Origin of the sequence: Bryocella elongata, from assembly GCF_900108185.1 — a bacterium.
GTDB lineage: Bacteria > Acidobacteriota > Terriglobia > Terriglobales > Acidobacteriaceae > Granulicella > Granulicella elongata.
In genome coordinates this window covers 1,525,833-1,541,281 of sequence record NZ_FNVA01000001.1, presented here as the reverse complement: position 1 = coordinate 1,541,281, position 15,449 = coordinate 1,525,833, and the positions used below count along the sequence as shown (strand labels likewise).

At 58.3% G+C, this 15,449-nt stretch carries 13 protein-coding genes; 5 read left to right on the top strand and 8 right to left on the bottom strand.

Annotated elements, in window-relative coordinates; genetic code table 11:
- Positions 1–34: 34 nt before the first annotated feature.
- Positions 35–1,627 (top strand): malate synthase A, encoded by a 1,593-nt coding sequence (gene aceB, locus C4S68_RS05960; RefSeq protein WP_103932005.1) that lies wholly within the window; start codon positions 35–37, stop codon positions 1,625–1,627.
- An 89-nt stretch (positions 1,628–1,716) separates the two neighbouring features.
- Here the strand turns inward: aceB and adhP are convergent, their stop codons facing one another.
- The 3 genes from adhP to C4S68_RS05945 form a co-directional block, all read right to left on the bottom strand.
- The gene (gene adhP, locus C4S68_RS05955) at positions 1,717–2,751 is read right to left on the bottom strand and encodes an alcohol dehydrogenase AdhP (RefSeq protein ID WP_103932004.1); all 1,035 of its coding nucleotides are present in this window, start codon (positions 2,749–2,751) and stop codon (positions 1,717–1,719) included.
- 62 nt (positions 2,752–2,813) lie between these two features.
- On the bottom strand, positions 2,814–3,191 hold the full coding sequence (locus C4S68_RS05950) for a DUF779 domain-containing protein (RefSeq protein ID WP_103932003.1): 378 nt from the start codon (positions 3,189–3,191) through the stop codon (positions 2,814–2,816).
- Positions 3,191–3,883, bottom strand: a complete 693-nt coding sequence (locus C4S68_RS05945; RefSeq protein ID WP_103932002.1) for an aldehyde dehydrogenase family protein — start codon at positions 3,881–3,883, stop codon at positions 3,191–3,193. The genes C4S68_RS05950 and C4S68_RS05945 overlap by 1 nt, the downstream gene beginning before the upstream one ends.
- Before the next feature lie 80 nt (positions 3,884–3,963).
- Here C4S68_RS05945 and C4S68_RS05940 point away from each other — a divergent pair, with 80 nt between their 5' ends.
- The 4 genes from C4S68_RS05940 to C4S68_RS23925 all read left to right on the top strand — a co-directional run bounded on the left by C4S68_RS05940 (position 3,964) and on the right by C4S68_RS23925 (position 6,938).
- Positions 3,964–5,241, top strand: coding sequence for an RNA polymerase sigma factor (locus C4S68_RS05940; protein WP_103932001.1), 1,278 nt, complete (start codon positions 3,964–3,966; stop codon positions 5,239–5,241).
- A 56-nt stretch (positions 5,242–5,297) separates the two neighbouring features.
- Complete coding sequence (locus C4S68_RS05935; RefSeq protein ID WP_103932000.1) at positions 5,298–5,699, top strand: YciI family protein; 402 nt, start codon at positions 5,298–5,300, stop codon at positions 5,697–5,699.
- A 44-nt stretch (positions 5,700–5,743) separates the two neighbouring features.
- Complete coding sequence (locus tag C4S68_RS05930) at positions 5,744–6,475, top strand: dihydrofolate reductase family protein (protein ID WP_103931999.1); 732 nt, start codon at positions 5,744–5,746, stop codon at positions 6,473–6,475.
- Between the two features lie 190 nt (positions 6,476–6,665).
- Positions 6,666–6,938, top strand: coding sequence for a GNAT family N-acetyltransferase (locus C4S68_RS23925; RefSeq protein WP_146072032.1), 273 nt, complete (start codon positions 6,666–6,668; stop codon positions 6,936–6,938).
- Here C4S68_RS23925 and C4S68_RS23920 read toward each other — a convergent pair.
- From C4S68_RS23920 to C4S68_RS05900, 5 genes are all read right to left on the bottom strand, one after another.
- Positions 6,845–7,246, bottom strand: coding sequence for an integrase core domain-containing protein (locus C4S68_RS23920; protein ID WP_103931998.1), 402 nt, complete (start codon positions 7,244–7,246; stop codon positions 6,845–6,847). The two genes, C4S68_RS23925 and C4S68_RS23920, sit on opposite strands and share 94 nt — an antisense overlap.
- A 497-nt stretch (positions 7,247–7,743) precedes the next feature.
- Entirely contained in the window at positions 7,744–9,504 is a 1,761-nt protein-coding gene (locus C4S68_RS05915; RefSeq protein WP_235011389.1) for a capsule assembly Wzi family protein, read from the bottom strand.
- Between the two features lie 134 nt (positions 9,505–9,638).
- On the bottom strand, positions 9,639–12,845 hold the full coding sequence (locus C4S68_RS05910; RefSeq protein WP_103931996.1) for an efflux RND transporter permease subunit: 3,207 nt from the start codon (positions 12,843–12,845) through the stop codon (positions 9,639–9,641).
- Entirely contained in the window at positions 12,842–13,987 is a 1,146-nt protein-coding gene (locus C4S68_RS05905) for an efflux RND transporter periplasmic adaptor subunit (protein WP_235011388.1), read from the bottom strand. The genes C4S68_RS05910 and C4S68_RS05905 overlap by 4 nt, the downstream gene beginning before the upstream one ends.
- Positions 13,984–15,225 (bottom strand): TolC family protein, encoded by a 1,242-nt coding sequence (locus C4S68_RS05900; protein WP_103932225.1) that lies wholly within the window; start codon positions 15,223–15,225, stop codon positions 13,984–13,986. The genes C4S68_RS05905 and C4S68_RS05900 overlap by 4 nt, the downstream gene beginning before the upstream one ends.
- Positions 15,226–15,449 lie beyond the last annotated feature (224 nt).

Here is a 15,449-nt window from a genome sequence, read left to right as displayed (position 1 = left end):
CCGCCCTCGTTTTCGATTTAGAAAGGATCGCTCCATGAGCTCCGCCCTCGCTACGCCGATACGTCCGACATCCTCCCATGCAGACCAGGAATACAAGCTGTTGTCTCCTTCTGTGCTTGACTTCGTCCGCGAACTCGATCTGAAGTTTGGCGCAGAGAGAGTCAACCTCCTCAGCAAGCGTAAGGCCCGACAGATGGAGTTCGACAATGGCAAGCTGCCGGACTTCCTCGAAAGCACAGCATGGATTCGTGCGAGTGAGTGGCGTGTTGCTCCTCCACCTGCGGAGCTTTTGGACAGGCGTGTGGAGATCACTGGCCCTCCGGAACGCAAGATGGTCATCAATGCTCTGAATTGCGGTGCGAAGGTCTTCATGGCGGACTTCGAGGACTCCAGCTCTCCTACCTGGGAGAACTGTATCGCCGGACAGCAGAGCCTGTACGAAGCCAACTGCAGGCAGATCTCGTTCACGTCGCCGGAGGGGAAGCAGTACCGTCTCAACGATCAGCCTGTTGTGCTGTTTGTGCGGCCGCGCGGCCTGCACATGGATGAGGTTCACTGCAAAGACTGCCATGGTGCGGTGTCGGCTTCGTTGTTCGACTTTGGGGTGTACTTCGCGAACAACTACGAAGTGCTGCGCCAGCGGGGAAGTGCGCCGTACTTCTACATTCCGAAGCTGGAGAGCCACGAAGAGGCGAGGCTGTGGAACAACATCTTCAACTTCGCGGAGGACAAGGTGGGACTCAAGCGCGGCACCATTCGCGCCACCGCCCTGATCGAGACGATCACCGCAGCATTTGAGATGGATGAGATCCTCTACGAGCTGCGCGAGCACTCCGTTGGCCTGAACTGTGGTCGATGGGATTACATCTTCAGCTTCATCAAGAAGTTCAGTGCGCGTCCTGACTTCATTCTGCCGCAGCGTGGCGATGTGACGATGGATCAGCCATTTCTTGCCTCGTATGTGCGTCTGCTCATCGATACTTGCCACCGTCGTGGAGCGCATGCGATGGGAGGCATGGCCGCGCAGATCCCGATCAAGAATGATCCGGAGGTGAATCGTGAAGCCATCGACCGCGTGCGGAAGGATAAGCTGCGCGAGGTGATGGCGGGGCATGATGGCACGTGGGTCGCACATCCAGGGCTGGTGTCGACGGCGATGGATGTCTTCAACGAGTACATGCCCGGACCGAACCAGATCGATCGCCCGGCTACGAAGCATGAGCCGGTGACAGCCGCAGATTTGCTGACGATTCCTAATGGGCATATTACCGACCTTGGCTTCCGCCGCAATGTGGACATCAGCCTGATGTATCTCGAGTCCTGGTTGCGTGGGCAGGGATGCGTGCCGATCTACAATCTGATGGAGGATGCCGCGACGGCAGAGATCTCTCGCGCTCAGTTGTGGCAGTGGAATCACTACGGTGTCCATACCGACGACGGGCGGCTGGTCGACACGGAGCGTATACGCGCCGCCATCCAGAGCTTTCTCGCGGACAAGAAGAAGGAGCTTGGGGACGGCGGTTTCGCGAAGGCGAAGTTTTCCCGGGCTGCAGAGATCCTCCTCATGCTCTCCACAGGGAGCTTTCGTGAGTTCCTCACCACGGAGCTTTACGGGGACCTGCATTGATGTTGCCGCCACCTCAAATTGATCTGGAGCAGGTGCCGCAGTGTGGGGAGGAACGTCCTCCCCGGCTGCGGGTCTGTCTCCTGGTCCTGCTATGTCTTTGCGATCTCCATCACGATGCGGCCGTCGATCTTGCCGGCACGCATACGGTCGAAAATCGCATTCACGTCCTCTAGCGCAGCCGTCTGGTAGGTGACCTTGACCTTGCCTTCCGCAGCAAAGCTGAGGCATTCGGAGAGATCGATGCGTGTACCGACGATCGAGCCGCGCAGCGTCTTGCGATTGAGCACCATGTCGAAGATGGAGAGCGGGAAGTCTCCCGGAGGCAACCCACACAACGCCATGACGCCCTTGCGACGCAGGAGGTTTTCCGCCAGTGCAAATGCCTTGGGCGAGACTGCGGTGACGAGCACTCCATGTGCCCCTCCGCCGGTAGCATCCATTGTCTGCTGGATCGCATCCGCATCCAGGCCGTTCACGGTTACATCGGCTCCGAGTTTCTTCGCGAGGTCCAGCTTCTCCTGCGCGATATCGACGGCGAGCACGTGCAGTCCCATCGCTTTGGCGTACTGTACCGCAAGATGACCCAGTCCACCTATGCCGGAGATCACAACCCATTGCCCGGGACGAGCTTCGGTTTCCTTGAGGCCCTTGTAGACGGTGACGCCCGCGCAAAGGATCGGTGCGATCGGAGTGAAGTCAACGTTCGCGGGAAGGTGACCGACATAGTCCGGGTCGACCAGGACATATTCGGCGAAGCTTCCATTCACCGAGTAGCCGGCATTCTGTTGCTGCTTGCACAGTGTCTCCCAGCCCGTGAGGCAGTATTCACAGTGGCCGCACGCGCTGTAGAGCCAAGGTACACCGACGCGGTCGCCTTCTTTCACGGTCTTGACGCCCGCGCCCACGGCGGTCACGATACCGGCGCCTTCATGTCCGGGGATAAACGGAGGCGTGGGCTTGATGGGCCAATCGCCTTCAACGGCGTGCAGATCGGTGTGGCATACGCCGGTGGACATCACCTTCATGAGTGCTTGCCCTGGACCCACCTCTGGGATGGGAACCTCTTCGATGACGAGTGGCTTCCCAAATTCACGAACGACCGCGGCTTTCATTGTCTTTGCCATACGAAACGACCTTTCGTGGTGCTGCTTGCGTGATGTTTCTCGTGAGCGCGTTGAATGTGGCTCTAGATGCGATCTGTCTCGCGGAGCTCCCGGATCTCCGCATCTGTGAAGACGCGGGAGCGCGTGATGAACGTAAGCCCTTCTGGGCCTTCGAGAGAGAATCCGGCCCCAAAGCCGGGGACGACATCGACGATCATCTGCGTGTGCTTCCAATACTCGAAATACCGTGTGGAGATATAGAAGGGAGATTCGCCAATGTCGCCCAGCAACACATCGCTGCTGCTCAAGTGCAGCTCGTCGAGGGGAAAACACATCGGCGCGCTACCCTCGCAACAACCTCCGGACTGGAAGAAGATCACCGGTCCGTGCTCGGCCCTGAGCTCTGCGATGAGCTTCAGGGCCGCAGCCGTGGCGATGACGCGAAGTGGCTCGCCCTCCATTAGTAGATCCCCAGCGCCTTGATCCCATAGCTCACCAGCTGACATTTCGTCTGCTGATAGTGATCCAGCATCATCAGGTGATTCTCTCTGCCTATGCCGCTCTGTTTGTATCCACCGAAGGCCGCATGAGCAGGGTAGAGGTGATAGCAGTTTGTCCAGACTCGACCCGCTTCGATGTTGCGGCCGAAGCGGTAGGCTCGATTCAGGTCACGTGTCCAGATGCCGGCACCGAGCCCGTAGAGCGTGTCATTCGCGAGTTCCAGAGCTTCCTCATCGGTCTTGAAGGTCGTGACGCAGAGCACGGGGCCGAAGATCTCTTCCTGGAAGATGCGCATCTTGTTGTGGCCTTTGAAGACTGTGGGCTGAATGTAGAAGCCACCGCTGAGGTCGCCTTCCATCGTGGCCGCTGCGCCACCGGCCAGTAGCTCCGCGCCTTCCTGTCGCCCAAGGTCCAGGTAGGACATGATCTTGTCGAATTGCTGCTTGGAGGCCTGGGCGCCAATCATTGTGGACATCTCCAGTGGACTGGCCTGGCGGATGGCCTTGATGCGCTTCAGGGCACGCTCCATGAAGCGGTCATAGATACTCGTACGACATGGCGACAACTCGTCAAATTTAGTGGCAGGGCCCCGCGCCCTTTTATTCCGATCTGTTATGGCTTGCTTAGTCCAAAGCTGCCCATAATCAGCCATTAGCCTGTCAATGGGACGATGGGGCGGCAAACAGCCAACTGTAGTTGTGCCGTGTCCGTCCGTTTGCTAGTTTGACATGCATGCCATCGAATGCGCCCGAAGATCTGAGTAGGACCATAGAGACTCTTTACCGGTCGGAATCGGGCAGAATTCTGGCGACATTGGTGCGCCTGCTCGGCGATCTCGATCTCGCCCAAGAGGCCATGCACGAGGCTTTCGCTGCCGCCCTGCAGATGTGGCCGCAGACAGGCCTCCCGAACAAGCCGCGCCCTTGGCTCATATCGGCTGGACGATTCAAGGCCATCGACATGATGCGCCGGCGGGGACGCTTCGACGCGGCACTGGGTGACCTGGCACTTCATCTCGAAGCGCGAGCCAATGGAGCGCCTCAGGAAGAGGAGATGGGGGACGATCGTCTTCGTCTCCTCTTCACCTGCTGCCATCCTGCTCTGCCAGCGGAGGGGCAGGTTGCGTTAACACTGCGGGAAGTCTGCGGCCTGACAACAGATGAGATTGCCCGGGCATTTCTCCTGACTCCGGCCACGCTTGCTCAACGGATCGTTCGGGCGAAAGGTATCATCCGCGATAAATCGATTCCTTACCAAGTGCCGGTGTCGCAGGAGTTATCGGCGAGGTTGGGGGCAGTACTTCAGGTTGTCTACCTGGTGTGCAACGCGGGTTATTCTGCGGAAGTAACAGGAGCCGGATTGAGCCGCGAGGCGATCCGGCTGGGGAGACTGCTCCTCGACTTTCTCCCGGAACCCGAGGTGATGGGCTTGTTGGGGCTCATGCTGTTGCAGGAATCGCGCCGCGCCGCTCGAAGCACGGTAGATGGAGAGCTGACCCTGCTGGACCGGCAGGATCGCTCCCTTTGGAATCGAGATCAGATCGCCGAAGGCATCGCGCTCACCGAAAGTGCTCTTCGATCGCATCGTTTCGGTCCCTACACCCTGCAGGCGGCCATCGCGGCAGTTCACGCAGAGACTTCCTCGGCAACGTCCACGGACTGGCGCCAGATAACGCTGCTGTACGACCGACTGATTCGGATACAGCCATCTCCGGTTGTGGAACTCAACCGTGCAGTTGCCGTCGCCATGTCCGGAGATCCCGAGCGAGGGCTTCGTCTCATCGAAGGCCTTCTAGCCCGGGACGAACTCGCCAACTATCCCCTCGCTTACTCCGCCCATGCGGATTTGTGTCGCAGGCTAGGGCGGTTTCCGGAGGCTCGTGCCTGCTATGAGAAGGCCCTTGCCCTGACTTGGCAGAAGCCGGGGCGTCGTTTCCTCGCTGCGCGGATCGAGGAATTTAAAAACAAAATTGGCTCCGCTGTCGATTTCCCCATAGCCCAACGACTATAGGGTGAACAATCCAGCGCGTCGGTTGCGTTGCTGGCAACCAACATAAGGAGAGACATATGAAATACATCTGTTTGGGATATTACGATCCAGAAAAACATGCGAGCATGACCGAGGATGAGCGAAACGCAATGGTGGACGAATGCTTTGAGTTCGACGACCATTTGCGCATGAATGGGCACTTTGCTGCAGGAGAAGCTCTTCAACCTCGCGAATCCGGGTTGAGCCTGTATTGGAAGAATGGCAAAGTCGCGACCACAGACGGTCCGTATGCCGAAACCAAGGAGCAACTCGGCGGCATTCTTGTTCTGGAAGCGCGCGACATGAATCATGCAATTCAGCTCATGTCGCAGCATCCATCCTTGAAGTATGGGACGCTTTTCGAGATACGTCCCGCTGGCGATTTGAGTGAAATGATGAGGGCCAGCGAACAGCGGCGGCGCAGGCGCACCTCCCGCTGAAGTACACAAAGGCTCCGCACAACATATTGAAGGAGAGGGTTCGGATGTCAAAGGTTCGAGTCGCGGGATTTGGTGTTTCGTTGGACGGTTTCGGCGCTGGGATCGAACAGAGTCTGGAATATCCGCTGGGAAAGCGGGGACGAGAGATATTTCAGTGGTTCTTCCATACTAAGACCTTTTGCTCCATGGTCGGGAAGGAGGGAGGAACCACAGGAGATGATACAGACGAGATGTTTGCGCAGCGCGCGATGGGGAACTTCGGTGCCTTCATCCTCGGCCGCAACATGTTCGGTCCTGTGCGCGGTCCATGGCCAGACGACTCCTGGAAGGGGTGGTGGGGTGAGAATCCGCCATACCACGCACCTACCTTCGTTCTCACCCATCACGAGCGTGAACCTCTGGTGATGGAGGGGGGAACCACCTTCCACTTTGTGACGGGCGGATTCGAGGAGGCGCTGGTCCTTGCGAAGGAGGCGGCCGGCAGCAAAGACGTCAAGATCGGAGGCGGAGTGGCCACGGTGCGGCAGTATCTAAGAGCGAGCCTAATCGACTCTCTTCACATCGCGTCGGTGCCCGTTCTTCTGGGTCAAGGAGAGCCGCTGTTCAATGGTCTGGACCTTCATGCGTTAGGGTTTTCGATAACCGACCGCAAGACTTCGGAATACGCGACCCATCTTGTGCTCGAGAAGACTCAGAGCGGCACTTCATGTCCAGCCACCTTGATGAAGGGAGCTGATTCAGGTAGCGATACATGTATCAGGGTGTATTCACACTAGCGGAGTACCTCGACGATGAGGACGAAGCCCTTTGTAAGCGTGAACGGGCCCCAATTAAACTGGCGCTCCCGGGGGGGGCAGGAACCCCGCGACTTAGTTCAAGCGCCCATGTCGCCGGGAGTGTTTCTGGACTCACGCACAATCGCCATAGCGCGTTTCAGAGGACGCTAGCGAACTGCTCGGAGCAACCATGTTTCCCGCGCCCTCTGCCTATCTGACGTTTCGACGCTGGACCGAAGACGATACCGCATTTGCCGAGGCGTTATGGTGCGATCCGGAGGTGACTCGCTTCTTCGGCGGAGCTATGAGCCGGGAGCTGGCGCGCGATCGACTTCTTGCTGAATGTGAACGTGACAGAAGTCTCGGTATTCAGTATTGGCCAATATTCTTACGTGACACTGGCGAATTTGCAGGGTTCGCTGGCCTACGCTCTGACCTGCCCCATCTGTTCAGCCATTTATAACTGGAGTTTCTCTTGGTTGATGGTTGTGGTTTGCGAAGGGAAAGGGGCCGTGGCCCCTCTCGCTTCGAGCGTTCGGCGGAATTCCCCCGGGTGCGATAGTCGAGCGCCGAGCGGGGTCTTTCTTCGTTGTACTCTATCCGCCAGGTTTCGAGCGTGGACCGGACATGATCTAAGGTACGGAACCAGCTTGCGTTGAGGGATTCGTTCCGCAGTCGGCCATGGAAGGTCTCCACGTGGCCGTTCTGTATCGGCCGGCCGGCCGGCATTTGGACCGGCGCGACGCGGTGGTTGTCGGCACACGCCAGCATGCGGCTCGAAGTGAACTCGGGACCGTTTTCTGAGCGACAGCCTTAGGGCTGCCATGCTCAGCGATCAGCCGCTCCAGCACACTCGTGAGGCGGCCCCTTCAGGTTCAGCTCGGAAGGACGCGCCTCTTCGTGCCGCCGTGCCGAACGTCGATCAGGATGCACCGATCGAGAGCACACTGGACTTTAGGTACCAGGTCTTTGCCGAAGACATCGAAATGCTCGTGAGGCGGTTTCCAGATACCCTCCCTTGAACCTTCAGGAATAAGCGCACTTCCGGGGGACCACGGCTCACATCGGCGGACGCAAGCGACTATCGTTCCTGTCACCTAAGTAGCCGCTAGACCGCCGCACAAACGGCTCTAGGAACGTTACGCCCCCGATCTACTCACAACGCGCACCATATTCCGCCACAACATACGCGAGACCTGGTCGTTTCGGGGGAAATTCCTGTACCGGGAGAGCGTGAAGAGGTCCTCTCCAGTGAAGCCCCGCGCCAGTTATCTCCGGGCAAACCACGTGATCTGCATGCTCACGGATGCGTCGCTATGGGGTCCTGTTTGATAGACGGGGGCCTTCCAGCGCTCGTACTGTTCGGTGCCCCGCAGTTCGAAGTCTTTACGCAGGCGCTTCACGGCATTCACCTGGAAGATGTTCTGAGTCGTTCCGCCAGGGATGAAGTCGTTCTCCGCCTTCGCATTGCGGTACGAGAACTGGACGTTTTCGCGGGGTGACAGGTGATAGGTCAACCACGCCTGACCACCTTTCGACTCGCGGCCGATGGCATCACCCATGATGAATCCCTTATTGGTATAACCCTGTTTCTCGACATACTCCGTGTAGAGAAAGCTCCCGCCGGTGCTGCGTCCGGTTGCAGGATCGGTACTTGCCGCCTCTACTCGCATATCGAGATGTGGCGCATGTGGGAAGTGCGATAGGTAGAGGCCAGGGCGAATGCCCGCGTGACGAGGCGCGTCGATGGGACTTACGTCATCGTGCACGAGTGAGTCTGAATACAGCGTTAGCCAATTTCGGACGAAGGGAAGCCGGTACGAAAAGTCGAAACTGCCAAAGCGCGCGCCAGGATCGTTCCGCGATTGCTTCTCCGAAGCGGGGACATTTTGAAAGCTGAAGAAGCTGTGAAGAAAACTATGAACGGTGATGGGGGTATGGCCTTCTCCGCCCCAGATCGTTCCTCGCTCAAAGCCCATCTCGAGGTTGCTCGTCGGCTTGAAGCTGATCTTCTCGAGGTGAAACCAGGGAACGTTCGGGTCGGTGTGGCCCTTGAGGCTGCCGACAAAGAACTCATAGCGAAATGGACCGGTGAGTGTCGAAAGCCACGGTACGTGGAGCGGTTCCACGCGGTCGATCTGGAAGGTATAGATGCTCTCGGCATTGTTTGTGCCGGCAAAGCTCCCTCCCTGGCCAGGCCCCAGCCAGTGATCGGTCTTGCCGAACGAGATCTCATGCTGGAACAGACGGTAGGAGAGCGTCGCTTCGATAATGCGGAAGTCGTTGGCCGCGGCGATCGGCCCGCTGGGAATCGTTGGCTGGTTCGGATTGCTGGCGAGAGGAATGCCATCGATCGTCGAGAGAAGGGAAGTCAGCGATGGGGAGTAGCCAGGCGCGTCCGGCGCGTGTTGGTACTCGCTGCGGAAGTAAAGCGAGAAACGTCCGGCCTGACTGCGTGTGCTGAAGCCGGCGATGGGATCGAAGCCGCTCTGATAGGGACGGCCGTAGTCGTTGGCGATCGTTTGACCGAGGTGGAAGCTATCGCGCAGCGGTGTTCCGGCGACGCCTCCAAGGCGAACGTAGGCGCTCTCGAAGTTGTTGCGAGGACGCAGGAAGTTTGACGCTTCTTCCTGTGGAGGTTGAATCTCTGCCTGAACCGCGAGGTAGATCCGCGCGGCCTCCTGATCGCCGTGCTCCGCGTTGATCTTGCCGGCAGTGCACTCCAACATATGGGAGATGCTCAGCCGAGTCCACGGCCGAAGGCCCTCGAAGCCGGAGTCGAGGTACCCAAGCGCCTGAAGGCGGTCCAATGCGGGGTAGATCCAGCTGTCCATCGGGATGTAGCTGGTGTCGACGGAAGATGCGTTGTCCTGCGATACACACCCCGGCCTTGCCCGATCGTGGATGACGTCGAGGATCGGAGAGGATCGATTGTTTGATGCATTTGCGGTCACGCTCTGTCCACGGATAGCGGGGTTGGACGACGCTATACCGGCCAGGATGCACACAACGCAAGTGAACGCTTTCATGTTTTCTCAATCCTTAAATGTTGCTGCTGTGTCCCAACGAGTTCGAGCATTGCAAGAGCGACTGAGCAGAATCTGAAGTGAGCCCGACAGATCGGCTTGTGGCGACCGATATCCCTTGCGTAAGGATCTCCGGCTCATGCCTCGAACTCTGGTTCGGGCTCGGGCAAGACGTCGTGGTCGCCTGCAATCCATACGTAGAGTGTCGGCAGAAGAAAGATACTCAACACAAGGTCAGAGATCAGGCCGCCAACGATAACGATGGCGAACGGGCGTTGCGAGTCAGAGCCGATTCCATGCGAGAAGGCCGCGGGGATCAGGCCCAGCGTGGCGACCAGCATGGTCATCATGATGGGGCGGAGGCGAAGCACAGCTCCTTCAATCGCTGATTCTTCAATCGAGCGCCCACGTACACGAAGCTGATTCATGTACTCGAGCATGATGACGCCGGTCTGCACGGAGACCCCGAACAGGGCAAGGAAGCCAACGCTGGAAGACACGCTGATGTTGGTATGAGTTACAAGCAACGCCAGTAGCCCACCTACACGGGCCATGAGCACGTTCATGAGAATCAGGCTGGCCCACTTGAACGACTTAAACATCATGTACAGGATGATGAAGATGAGCAGGATGGTGAGAGGCACGATGATGGCCAGCCGCTTGTCTGCACGCTGCTTGCTCTCATACTCGCCTGCCCATGTAATGTGGTATCCGGTAGGCAGTTGCACCGTCTTGTTGACTCGGTCGATCGCCTCCTCCACGGTACTGCCCAAATCTCGATCGCGGACGCTATACTTCACGGCCACGTATCGCTGCTCGCCTTCGCGATAGATCTCCTCGGCACCGTCGGTCGTGTCGATCTTCGTAAGCTGCGCCAGCGATACACGCTCCCCAGTGGGTGCGAGCAGGCGGACGTTCTCGATGGCCTGGCGCGTGTCGCGATACTGCTTCTGGTACCGCAGTACCAGGTCGAAGCGAGCTTCGCCTTGCAGAACCTGGCTTACTGCGTTGCCTCCGACTGCGGTCTGGATGGCGTCCTGCACGTCAGCCACGTTGATTCCCCAGCGTGCTGCGGCTTGCCGATCCACGGTGAAGGTGAGGTTGGGTTGGCCGATGATGCGAAAGAGGCCAAGGTCTTTCACTCCCGGAATCTTGCTCATCACCGAGACGACTTCGTTGCCTTTCTGCTCGAGCGTCTTGAGATCGTCGCCATAGATCTTTACGGACAACTCGCCCTTCACACCGCTAACGGCTTCCTCCATGTTGTCTTCGATGGGTTGGGAGAAGCCCCAGATCACTCCTGGGATCTTGTCGAGTTGCTGGTTCATGGAGGCGATCAGATTGTCCTTGTCCTGGTGGAAGACGGGACGCCACTGATCCTTCGGCTTGAGATCAACGAAGTATTCGGTGTTGAAGAAGCCGGTCCAGTCTGTCCCATCATCGGGCCGGCCGATCTGGCTCACGACGTTGGTTACCTCTGGGAATTGCGCCAGAGCCAGGCGTGCTTGATTTGAGATCGCGAGACTTTCGTCTGGGCCCGTAGATGGCGCAAGAGAGCCTCTTACCCAAAGCGCACCTTCGTCGAGATGGGGAAGGAATTCGGAGCCGATGACGCCGCTATAGAGGAGGAATATCGCAAGCCCGAGACTCACGACTCCGATGCCCACCGTGATCCAGCGATGTTCAATGGCCTCGCCGAGCCTCTTCCGGTACGTCGCAGTGAGGAAATCCATCACCGGGTTGTGCCACTCCTTCGCCTCCTTGCGGAACATGAAAGTGGCAAGCACGGGAGCGACAATCATCGAGTAGATCAGGGCACCCAGGAGAGCGAAGGCCACTGTCCACGCCATCGGTTTGAACAACCGTCCTTCGACTGCCTGAAGTGTGAAGATCGGCAGGTATGCCGTGATGATGATGCCGATGGCATAGAAGACGGGACGCTGCACTTCATGGGCGGCGGCGCGGATCTTCTCGCGCGGTGTTTCATCCGAATGGTTGGGACGATTGAGATGGCGAACGATGTTCTCGATCATCACGACGGCGCCATCGACAACCATGCCGAAGTCGAGAGCTCCGAGTGACAGCAGGTTCGCAGGGATGTGGCGAAGATCAAGGCAGATGGAGGCAAACAAGAGCGCGAAGGGAATCGTAAGCGCCACAATGATTGCACCCCGCACATTGCCCAGGAAGAGCATCAGGATAATCACCACCAGGACGATGCCTTCGGTGAGGTTGTGCAGCACGGTATGCGTCGTCACGTGGATGAGGTCGCTGCGATCAAGAAAAGGGACGACCTTTACCCCGGGCGGGAGCAAACCATGCTTTGCCGCAACGGCCGCCTTCGCCCGATGGAACCAACCGCCCGGTACTGCAGGCTGGGCTTCTGTGCCATTGAGTTCCGTGACCTTCGCTTCGATGCCGCGCAGCGCCGGATCCGCGTCTGCTCCTTTCTGCAGCAGCAACGCCCCTTCCACCACATCGGGGTTGTCGATGAGCTGGCCGTTCTCGGTCCTATAGGTCTTCGAGATTTGCCCAAGTCGGATCTTGGGACCTTGCTCGACGATGGCGATGTCTTTGACGCGTAGCGGCGTGCCATTCTGCGTCTTGATGACGGTGTTCTCGATCTGCTGCACGTTCGCAAACAGACCGACAGCTTGCACGTTGATCTGCTGTGCCCCGGCAACAATAAAGCTTCCGCCAGCGTTGGTGTTATTGTTCGAGAGCTGCTGCTCTACCTGCGCGATGCTGAGACCGTAGGAGACCAGTTTGTCCGGGTCCAGGCGGATTTGATATTCCTTCGTGAGGCCGCCGAAGCTGGCCACATCGACGATCCCCGGAACGCTCTTGAATTGCTTTTCCAGCGTCCAGTCCTCGACCGATTTCTGCTCCATCACGTCGAAGTGAGGGTTCTTGCTCTCTACGGTGTACCAGTAAATCTGGCCCGCCGGGCTCCAGTCCGTTTGCAGCTGCGGTGTAAGGCCCGCAGGCAGGGTCACCATCGTCATACGTTCGAGCACGCGCTCACGATTCCAGTTATTGTCTGAGGAATCGTTGAAGTTCATGATGATGCTGGAGATGCCGGCTAGGCTGAAGGAGCGCAGGTTCTTCATGTCCGGAAGGCCGGCCATCTGAATCTCGGTCGGAACCGTGATCTGCTTCTCGATGTCTTCAGCGGAGTGCCCGGGCCACTGCGTGATGATGTTCACGTAGTTGTCCGCAACATCCGGGTACGCATCTACCGGCAGGTTATGAAATGAGATCGCGCCCCACGCGAACAGCAGCAACGCGACGGCGATGATCAGTAGCCGATTGGTGAGAGCAAAGTCCACGACGCGACGAATCATTGCGCCTCCAGCGTGGCAGCCAGCTGCAGCACGTTCGAGACGACAGGCTGACCCGCAGAGATTCCGGAGAGGACCTCTTGTCGATTACCCGGCAGCATGTTGCCGCTATGCACCTCGATGCGGCGGAACTGTTTGCCTCCCGCGGGAACGTACACCCAGTCACGGTCATGCAGGTGCAGGATGGCCGATGCAGGGACGACCGCATGCACCTCCGTCTGCTTACTGGCGAGCGTGGCGTTCACGAACATGCCAAGCTTGAGGAACCCGGGATTTCGGACTTCGAGGCGAACCTTTGCGGTGCGGACGCTGGGATCGAGAATAGGGTCGATCTCAGAGATCATCCCCTGGAGGGCGCGGCCCGGGTAACCGGTCACGTGAATGTCCGCGGACTGTCCAACGGCAATCTTCGGGAGATCGTTCTCATAGACGTCGCACAGAACCCAGATTGTGCTGAGGTCGGCGATGGTGAATGCGGTTGAGGATCCGGAGTACGTTACCCCCACTGCGGCGGCGTTGGTCACGTTCTGCGAAATGATGACGCCGCTGATCGGTGCGTAGACGGGAACAATGCTGCTCGGATGGTTCTTATTGACGCCAAGGTTGCGGAGCTGTTCCTCTGCCGCGTTAAGGTCGGTATTTGCGTCCTTCTCGCTGTCTTCGGCCTGTTCGAGCGCGCTGAGAGGAACGGCTCCGTTCTGATAAAGGTCCTTTGCGCGAAGATATGCCTTGTTCGCCAGCTGCTCGTCGTTCACCGCCTTTAGATAGCTATCGAAGGCGTTGGTGATGTCGTTGCTTTGGACCTGCAGAAGCAACTGGCCCTTCTTCACCTCGTTCCCAAGGCGAGTCTTGATATCGATCACGCGGCCGCTCGCAAGAGAGATGACGGGGACTTCGCGAGATATGTCGGGGTTGATCGTTCCCGTGACATTGAGTTGAGCGGGAGCATTGATCTGTTCCGCGGCGACGATGGGGAACAGCCCGGGCTTATCCACCTTCACGAGGCTCATGTCGCCGGTCTCGGTGGGTGCCGTCGGCTTGGGTGTGCCATCAGCGGGATTGAACTTCTGCTTTTCGCAGGCCAGCAGGCCGAAGCACAGCGTGGCGGCGGCGAGAACCTTGAGGCTTGAGTTATGGAATGTCATTGAATCACCTCGCGACCGACGGCAAGATTGAGTTGACCTGCGGCTGTTAGATAGGTGCCGATGAGCTGCAGGTAAGCCAGCTCTACGTTGCGGAAGTCGCTCTGCGCGTTCAGCAGATCGAGGAGCGAAGCGCCTCCGCGCTGGTAGGCATAGGTCACCGTGTCGCGCACGCGGGTCGCCTGATCCAGGTACTTTGCCTTGTAGGGGCGAAGAAGGTTCAGCGTGCTCTCAACCTGCACATACGCCGAGTCAACATCCGAGAACACCTGGGCGTTTACGGCGTCCTCCTGGCGCTGGTTCTTTGCGATGTCGAGCTGAGTTCTGGCTTTCTCGCCCTGGTTGCGATCGAAGATGCGGAGAGGAATGCTCACACTCAGCCCCAGCGCGACGTGGTCGTAGAGATTGTTGAACGAGGGGTTGTAGGTAAACCATGTTCCATAGGTTGGATCCGTCGACCCGTTTGCTACGGCAAGCCGATGGTTGGTGAGCGCTTGCTGGACGGATTGGTAGGAGGCCATCAGATCCGGACGCGTTGCCAGCGCGATCTGCTGGAATGCTTCCACCGACTGCAGCTGGTCGGAGAAGTCAAAGTCGCCTTTGACATCGAACCGCTCGACGGGTGTCTTGTCGTCGAGCAACTGCAGAAGCATAATCTTTGCCTGGCGAAGGTTCACGATGGCAGCTTCAAGATCTGACTCATACTGCACGCGCTGAAGCTCTATGCGATCGAAGTCGATCTGTGCGATATCGCCCTTTTGAAATCGCAGGCGACTGATCGAGATGAGATGGTCGTAATAGTCCAGCTCTTCCTTGGTCAGCGCAAGCACGGCCTTGGCCTGCAGAGTCGACACAAACTGCGAACGCAGGTTGAACAGAAGGTTGCGTTCCAGATCGGCGTGTTGCGACGCGGCAATCTGCGTCCCTTGTTTGGCGCTTGCAAACCGTAGCTCCCGCTTACCTTCGCGTTCATGCAGGTAGCTGAAGTTCGGGGACACTTGCGTTCCGGCTGTTGGCCGCCAGTAGCCTCGATATGGCGCGAGCTGCGTTCCGTCCGTGTTTAACGCGAACTGAGGGTTCGGACGGAGGTAAGCGGTAATTTCCTCCGCCTTCATTTCCTCCACGTTGATGGCATCAGCTCGCAGTGTGGGATTTTGCGCTTCGAACCGGCGCTTGATCTCATCCCAGCTAAGTCCCACCGGGTTTGAGGCTGCCGCCTGTGCTTCTTTGGCCGATTGCATCGGCTGGTTAGGCAGGCCCGCGATGCCTGTCTGTCCCAATGAACGGGGCGGTGGGGGTTGCGGTGCATCGATCTGCGCGGAAGCCTGTATTCCCACGGACAAGAGCAACAGCAGTGCAACGTTGCAGCAACGACCGGAGCATGTCACTCTCCGCCCCTTGAACCTGCCGCCGAAGGCATGACGCAGCTCAACCTGATCCGGTGAACTTTTCTGGGCGATCATTC

Coding starts and splice junctions, on each gene's coding strand:
- C4S68_RS05935 (WP_103932000.1), top strand. CDS start 5,298: ATGAAATACATCTGTTTGGGATATTACGATCCAGAAAAACATGCGAGC.
- C4S68_RS05945 (WP_103932002.1), bottom strand. CDS start 3,883: ATGGCTGATTATGGGCAGCTTTGGACTAAGCAAGCCATAACAGATCGG.
- adhP (WP_103932004.1), bottom strand. CDS start 2,751: ATGGCAAAGACAATGAAAGCCGCGGTCGTTCGTGAATTTGGGAAGCCA.
- C4S68_RS05900 (WP_103932225.1), bottom strand. CDS start 15,225: ATGCAATCGGCCAAAGAAGCACAGGCGGCAGCCTCAAACCCGGTGGGA.
- C4S68_RS23925 (WP_146072032.1), top strand. CDS start 6,666: ATGTTTCCCGCGCCCTCTGCCTATCTGACGTTTCGACGCTGGACCGAA.
- C4S68_RS05910 (WP_103931996.1), bottom strand. CDS start 12,845: ATGATTCGTCGCGTCGTGGACTTTGCTCTCACCAATCGGCTACTGATC.
- C4S68_RS05950 (WP_103932003.1), bottom strand. CDS start 3,191: ATGGAGGGCGAGCCACTTCGCGTCATCGCCACGGCTGCGGCCCTGAAG.
- C4S68_RS05915 (WP_235011389.1), bottom strand. CDS start 9,504: ATGAAAGCGTTCACTTGCGTTGTGTGCATCCTGGCCGGTATAGCGTCG.
- C4S68_RS05930 (WP_103931999.1), top strand. CDS start 5,744: ATGTCAAAGGTTCGAGTCGCGGGATTTGGTGTTTCGTTGGACGGTTTC.
- C4S68_RS23920 (WP_103931998.1), bottom strand. CDS start 7,246: ATGCTGGCGTGTGCCGACAACCACCGCGTCGCGCCGGTCCAAATGCCG.
- C4S68_RS05905 (WP_235011388.1), bottom strand. CDS start 13,987: ATGACATTCCATAACTCAAGCCTCAAGGTTCTCGCCGCCGCCACGCTG.
- aceB (WP_103932005.1), top strand. CDS start 35: ATGAGCTCCGCCCTCGCTACGCCGATACGTCCGACATCCTCCCATGCA.
- C4S68_RS05940 (WP_103932001.1), top strand. CDS start 3,964: ATGCCATCGAATGCGCCCGAAGATCTGAGTAGGACCATAGAGACTCTT.